This is a genomic window from Pantoea sp. USMM079, from assembly GCF_037153115.1.
Taxonomy (GTDB): Bacteria; Pseudomonadota; Gammaproteobacteria; order Enterobacterales; family Enterobacteriaceae; genus Pantoea; species Pantoea communis.
In genome coordinates this window covers 110859-117128 of sequence record NZ_JBBCKX010000013.1, presented here as the reverse complement: position 1 = coordinate 117128, position 6270 = coordinate 110859, and the positions used below count along the sequence as shown (strand labels likewise).

General features: G+C 56.7%; 6 protein-coding genes. 1 reads left to right on the top strand and 5 read right to left on the bottom strand.

The genetic code is table 11. From position 1 onward, the window contains the following. Positions 1 to 179: 179 nt before the first annotated feature. The 3 genes from WFP70_RS17185 to WFP70_RS17175 all read right to left on the bottom strand — a co-directional run bounded on the left by WFP70_RS17185 (position 180) and on the right by WFP70_RS17175 (position 1959). Entirely contained in the window at positions 180 to 725 is a 546-nt protein-coding gene (locus WFP70_RS17185; RefSeq protein ID WP_034826879.1) for a YfaZ family outer membrane protein, read from the bottom strand. Positions 726 to 845: 120 nt separating this feature from the next. After that, positions 846 to 1541 (bottom strand): LrgB family protein, encoded by a 696-nt coding sequence (locus WFP70_RS17180; RefSeq protein WP_034826881.1) that lies wholly within the window; start codon positions 1539 to 1541, stop codon positions 846 to 848. Beyond that, a complete protein-coding gene (locus tag WFP70_RS17175) occupies positions 1534 to 1959 on the bottom strand; it encodes a CidA/LrgA family protein (RefSeq protein WP_034826883.1) in 426 nt (141 codons plus the stop codon). The genes WFP70_RS17180 and WFP70_RS17175 overlap by 8 nt, the downstream gene beginning before the upstream one ends. A gap of 104 nt (positions 1960 to 2063) precedes the next feature. Here WFP70_RS17175 and WFP70_RS17170 point away from each other — a divergent pair, with 104 nt between their 5' ends. Continuing rightward, positions 2064 to 2966 (top strand): LysR family transcriptional regulator, encoded by a 903-nt coding sequence (locus WFP70_RS17170; protein ID WP_058960088.1) that lies wholly within the window; start codon positions 2064 to 2066, stop codon positions 2964 to 2966. 30 nt (positions 2967 to 2996) lie between these two features. On the opposite strand, the gene WFP70_RS17165 is transcribed toward WFP70_RS17170, so the two are convergent. Together WFP70_RS17165 and WFP70_RS17160 are read right to left on the bottom strand one after the other, a co-directional pair. After that, positions 2997 to 4646 carry a Na+/H+ antiporter gene (locus WFP70_RS17165; RefSeq protein ID WP_034826888.1) on the bottom strand — a complete coding sequence of 550 codons (1650 nt, stop codon included), beginning with the start codon at positions 4644 to 4646 and terminating at the stop codon, positions 2997 to 2999. 139 nt (positions 4647 to 4785) lie between these two features. Further along, positions 4786 to 6135, bottom strand: a complete 1350-nt coding sequence (locus tag WFP70_RS17160) for an NCS2 family permease (protein WP_166933902.1) — start codon at positions 6133 to 6135, stop codon at positions 4786 to 4788. Positions 6136 to 6270 lie beyond the last annotated feature (135 nt).

The following is a 6270-nucleotide window of genomic DNA, read 5'->3' as shown; positions in this document are numbered from 1 at the left end:
GCTGGTGCTGCCGGAAAGAAGAGTGCGGCATTACCCAAGGGCGGTAAAAAAGAAGCCGCAACGTTATCCGCTGCGGCCTCCATTAAGATCTTAACTGACAAGCATTACGCCCAAATGGGCGGCATTCAATTTGTGCGATGATGAATCCGACGCGCCATCAGGTGCATCGGGTTTCATCATTAAAAACGCAGTGACGCGCCCACGTATGGGCCATCGACCAGCACGTTGTCTTTGCGATCGCCTTTGTTGTTCAGCTCGATGTACTGATAACCCACACGCAGATTCAGCAGTGAAATCGGGGTGAAGCTCAGACCACCAGACGCTTCTTTGTAGCTGTCCAGACGATCGGAGAACGCTTCCGGCGCGTAGTAGTATTCGCCGTACAGGCCCCACATGCTGTTGAAGTTGTACTGTGCACCGGCACCTACAGCCACGGTGAAGCCATCACGACCATCTTCCGGATGGGTGAACAGTGCTTTGGCGGTAGGGGCAATGCGGAAGTCGCCAAAATCGATGTTGTAGCCCGCGCCCAGACCGTAGGTGCTGCCATCGTGATCGCTGCGCAGCCAGTTGCCTTTCAGGAACAGGCCAGGAGAGGTGGTGCCGAGGCCAAGGTTCAGGTTGGTGCTATGCTCACCCACGTCAACACTGCCCTCAATTGCCTGCGCGCCGCTGCTCAGCAGTGCCAGACCCAATACGCTTCCAGTAACAAGTTGCTTAAACATATGATTCCACTCCATGAAGGACAAATAAGTCGGCGCAAAGGGTAACAGCCTGGCAGCAGGAGACAACTTTATTTGGAAACCTTTACGTAAAAATCGATGACAGTGCGCAAAAAGCGGCCATCAGGCCGCCCACAACAAGTGGCTCAACAGCGGTGCCAGAATCACCGTCACCACGCCTGACAGCATCATCACCAGGCTCGATACCACACCCTCTTGCTGACCTAATTGATAAGCGCGAGCCGTTCCCGCACCGTGCGACGCAGCACCAAATCCGGCCCCTTTTGCCACGCCCTGCTTGATGGCAATACGCAGAAACAGCACATCGCCTACTGCCATGCCAAACACCCCGGTGATCACCACAAACAGCGCCACCAAATCCGGCTGGCCGCCAATCGGCAGTGCAGCCGCCAGTGCAAATGGCGTAGTAATCGAGCGCACCGCGAGGCTGCGCTGGATGGTTTCCGGCAGCATCAGCAGTCGCGCCAGCCATACCGAACTGCACACCGCCACCAGCGTGGCGGTTAACACGCCGACACTCAGCGATAGCCAGTGGCGCTTGATGATCTCCAGGTTCTCATACACCGGCACCGCAAACGCCAGCGTTGCCGGGCCCAGCAGCCAGATCAGCCAATGACTCTCGGCAATGTAATCCTTCCAGCTGACGTGCGTCAGCAGTAGCAGCGCCACAAGCACCACCGGCGTCATTACCAGCGGCATCAGCAGCAATGTCTGTTTGCGGCGATAGAGACGTTTGTTGACGTAATAGACCAGCAGCGTCAGCGCCAGACACAGCAGGCTAATGATGAAATCAGCCATGATGCGCCTGCTTACGCGCCGCACGCGCCAGTTCGAAGCGGTACAGACGATCCACCACCAGCGAGGTCGCCGCCAGCACTAATAAGGTACTCACTGCAATCACCACACAGATGCGCCAGCCTTCACTGCGCAGCAAATCGCTATAATTGACCACCGCCACCACCGCAGGAATAAAGAACAGCAGCATTTCCGCCAGCAGCCAGTTAGCCCCGGCTTTCACCCAACGCAGCGGCACCACGCGTGTCATGATCAATAGCAACAGCAGTACCATTCCCACCACATTGGCAGGCAGCGGCAAATGCAGCCAGCTCACCAGTTTGTCGCTGGCCATAAACAGGCCGATATACAGCACCAACTGCAATGGCACAAAAACACGTTGCAGGATGTCCGTTCTGCGCGGACTCAATGCAAGCGCCATTTTCCTTCTCCCCTGAATTAAACGTTGGGCTTAGTATAAATCCGCGTCAAACTGTGAAAGAAATGAATTAAAATTATTCAAACTATGCCAAAAAGGAATGCTTGATGGACGTCCGCGCCCTACGCTATTTCACCGAGGTGGTACGCCAGCAAAGTTTCACCCGTGCCGCTGAGAAGCTGTTTGTCACGCAACCTACCATCAGCAAAATGCTGCGCCAGTTAGAGGAAGAACTCGGCTGCACGCTGCTGCTGCGTGAGGGACGCAAGCTGCATCTCACCGACAGCGGTCAAGCGGTGTATCAGCGCGGGCTGGCGATTTTGCAGGAGTTTCATCAACTGGAAGCGCAGATTGGCGATATCAATGAATTGAAAACCGGTGAACTGCGGCTGGGCATCCCGCCGATGGTCGGGATGCAGATCGCCGGTTCGATCTCCGCGTTTCGCCGCCGCTATCCGGGTGTGCAATTGAAGATTGTCGAATCCGGCGGCTTAACGGTGCAGCAGGCCGTGCTGAACGGCGGGCTGGATATCGCCCTCACTGCGCTGCCGGTCGATGCGGATTTGCCGCTCAATACGCTGGAACTGATGCGTCATCCTTTGTGCGTGCTGCTGCCGCGCAGCGCGCAGTGGCTCAATCGCAGCAGCCTGGGTCTCAAGGAACTGGCGGCTCATCCACTGCTGATCCTGAATGAAGAGTTCTCGCTTAATCGTCAGTTGATGAAGGCATTTCAGCGTCAGGGGCTGACGCCGGAGATTGCGGTGCGCAGCGCGCAGTGGGATTTCCTGGCAGCAATGGTACAAGCCGAAATGGGACTGGCAATTTTACCCGAGCCGATTTGCCAGCGGCTGGATAAGCAATCGCTGCTATGGTTGCCACTGGAATCGGAGTTGCAGTGGAGTCTGGGTTTGATCTGGCGAGAAGGCAGCTATCTGTCGCGCAGTGCGCAGGCGTGGATCGATTGCTGCCGCGAGCATTGGCCGGACGCGCCGCCACGGTTATCGGTGTAGCGGCGCTATATGCTAGCTGTTGAGCTGTGCTTACTCCTCTTTCTCAATCAACAACGCTTCCAGCAGGTCGAGATCGCGCAACAGCTTCTGCATCGTCTCGTTGGAGATCTCCTGCGTCGCGCGCAGATGGTAAACCTCGGCGCGCTCGGCACGCAGGGCATTGAGGCGGAAACGACGCTCCAGGTTTTCGGCAAACAGCGCCTGATCCACCTCATCTTTGCCCACCACGCGGCGGCGCAGATTGCCAATCACACGCAAACTGACCTCTTTCAACAGTTCCGGATCGATATTCTCTTCTGCATCGTTTTCCAGTCGCTGCTCCATTTTGTGCAGGCTCTCAATCGCCACATTGGCCATTGCCGCACGCGCATGCTGGATTTCACGACGATGTCCCGATTTGTCGGTGCTTTCCATACCGCGTAACAATATCGGCAGCAGAATCACCCCGACAAACAGCGAGAACAGAATCACGCCGGTGGCAATAAACACCAGCTCATAGCGCGCCGGGAACGGTTCGCCATTGCTAAGAAACAGCGGAATCGACAGCACACCGGCCAGCGTAATGGCACCACGCACACCGGCAAAAGAGGCGATGAGCAACTCACGGAATGAGTAGTTTGAGAATTCCAGCGGCTTCTTCTTCAGGAAACGCAAACTGGCACGTTGCATCATCCACAACCAGCCAAAGCGCACAATCATCAAAGCGACATACACCAGGGCAACATCGGTGAACAGCATCCACAGCTCGACGTTCGGATCGGCATTGGCTTGCGCGACGGAAGTTTCCAGAATGTCCGGCAGTTGCAGGCCCAGCATCAGGAACACCATGCCGTTAAACACAAACTCCAGCATCTGCCATACGCTATTCGCACGTAAACGCATTGCCAGTGGTGCCTGGCGGATAATGCCAGAGCGCGTGATGGTCATACCCGCCGCAACTGCCGCGAGGATACCTGACACGCCCAGATGTTCAGCAATCAGATAAGAGGCGAAAGGCAGCAGCAGCAGTAGCACGGTTTGCGTCGCCGGATCGTCACCGCTCCAGCGGCTCAGCAGACGCAGCGAGCGGCCATATAGCCAGCACACCGCCACACCGGCGACCAGACCGCCGATCGCCACTTTGAGGAACTCCACGCTGGCTCCACCCCAGGTAAACACCATGGTGCCCATCGCCACCGCGACCGCAAACTTCAGTGATACCAGGCCGGATGCGTCGTTCATCAGGGCTTCGCCCTGCACAATCGACATGATCTTTTTCGGGATGCGCCCTTCCCCGACAATGCCGGAGAGCGCCACGGCATCGGTAGGTGACAGCACCGCAGCCAACGCGAAGGCAGGGATCAGCGGAATACCCGGCACCAGCCAGTAAATCAGATAACCAATTCCGACCACGGTAATCAGCACCAGCACCAGTGCCAGGCCCATGATTTCGCGTCCGTGGTGCAGGAATTCGTTAATCGGTGTTTTCCAGCCATCGGCAAACAGCAACGGCGGAATGAACAGCACGAGGAACAGTTCGGGGTCAAAATCGACATGCAGGCCAAAGCTCGGCACGGCCAGCAATGCACCAGCGGCAATCTGCACCAACGGCAGGGGAATTTGGAACGGCAATATGCGCGCCGCCACGCCGGAGAGTGACACCACCAGCGTCATGATGAGAATAGTAAAGAAGATTTCCATGCTTTCCTTAGGCGAATCAATTTCATTAAAGCGATGTTGTTGCGCAGGAAAGTGTAAAACAAAACGCCGCACAAAGGGGCAACCCTGCGTGCGGCGTGAACCAGAAAGAGACTTATCTGGAAATAAGCGCGTTCAAAAGTCAGATGGCCCAGCCACCCGCGTAGAAGGCCACCAGTGCAACAGCAATCACCACGGTGCCCACGTTCAGCCTGCGCCATTCACCCGCAAAGAGGCGGCCAATCACCAACGAGCCGAAGCCGAGCATGATGCCAGTCACGATGTTGCAAGTCAGGACGATGAACACGGCAGTGACCAAACCCGACATCGCATCGACAAAGTCATTGAAGTCAATCTTCGCCACGTTGCTCAGCATCAGCAGGCCAACGTACATCAACGCTGGCGCCGTCGCGTAGGCCGGAACCAGATAGGCCAGCGGGGACATAAACAGAATCAACAGGAACAACAGACCGACGACAATCGCTGTCAGGCCAGTTTTACCGCCCGCAGCCGTTCCGGCTGCAGATTCGATATACACCGCCGCAGGCGAAGCACCGACTAAACCGGCAAACAGGCTGCTGACGGAGTCGGTGGTCAACGCGCGGCCACCGTTAATGATCTGGCCGTCTTTATCCAGCAGATTCGCCTGGCCCGCCACTGCACGAATGGTGCCGGTGGCATCAAATACCGCGGTCATCACCAGCGCCAGCACACTTGGCAGCACCACCGGTTGCAGCGCACCCATGATATCGAGACTAAACATCGCGGATTGGCCGTTGGCATCCTTCAGGCTCGGCATAGCGAATAGCCCCTGATAGGTGACAGCCGGATCAAAGATCAGACCCACCACAGAAATCGCTACGATGGTCAGCAAAATTCCGCCTGGCACACGACGTTTTTCCAGACCAAAGATGGCCGCCAGCCCGATCAGCGCCATAATCACCGGGAACGAGGTGAAGTGGCCGAGTGCCACCGGCAAGCCCGGCGCTGGGTTCTTCACAACCAGGCCAATACCATCGGCCGCAATCAGCAGCAGGAACAAGCCAATACCGACTCCCGTGCCGTGCGCCACGCCCATCGGCAGGTTACGCAAAATCCAGGCGCGAATCCCGGTGACCGAAATTAACGTGAACAGCAAGCCCATCAGGAATACCGCGCCAAGGGCAACCGGGACGCTAATGTGCTGGCCCAGCACCAGGCTAAACGCGGTGAAGGCGGTCAGGGAAATCGCACAGCCGATCGCCATTGGCAGGTTGGCCCACAATCCCATGATGATCGAACCAAAGCTGGCGACCAGGCAAGTTGCCACAAACACAGCGGTCGGTGAGAAGCCGGCTTTACCGAGCATACCCGGCACGACAATGACGGAGTAGACCATGGCTAAAAAGGTGGTTAAACCCGCCAAAATTTCCTGACGCACGCTGCTGCCGCGTGCCGAGATGTTGAACCAGGCGTCCAGTTTTCCACTGGCCGGGCGTGAGTCGCCAGACATAGTAAATCCTCTGCGTTTTTTAAGATGTAATGAGCCCCACGGCCCGCGTTTGCGCATCATCCTGGTGAAGGTTCTCAAAGAGAAAAGAGGCAAACGTTTACGTGGCCGCGTATTCCAGGTCGTAAAAGGGGGACA

What these genes read in the sequence shown, in the direction of transcription:
- WFP70_RS17160 (WP_166933902.1), bottom strand. Translation starts at nt 6,135, where the DNA reads ATGTCTGGCGACTCACGCCCGGCCAGTGGAAAACTGGACGCCTGGTTC.
- WFP70_RS17180 (WP_034826881.1), bottom strand. Translation starts at nt 1,541, where the DNA reads ATGGCTGATTTCATCATTAGCCTGCTGTGTCTGGCGCTGACGCTGCTG.
- WFP70_RS17175 (WP_034826883.1), bottom strand. Translation starts at nt 1,959, where the DNA reads ATGGCGCTTGCATTGAGTCCGCGCAGAACGGACATCCTGCAACGTGTT.
- WFP70_RS17185 (WP_034826879.1), bottom strand. Translation starts at nt 725, where the DNA reads ATGTTTAAGCAACTTGTTACTGGAAGCGTATTGGGTCTGGCACTGCTG.
- WFP70_RS17170 (WP_058960088.1), top strand. Translation starts at nt 2,064, where the DNA reads ATGGACGTCCGCGCCCTACGCTATTTCACCGAGGTGGTACGCCAGCAA.
- WFP70_RS17165 (WP_034826888.1), bottom strand. Translation starts at nt 4,646, where the DNA reads ATGGAAATCTTCTTTACTATTCTCATCATGACGCTGGTGGTGTCACTC.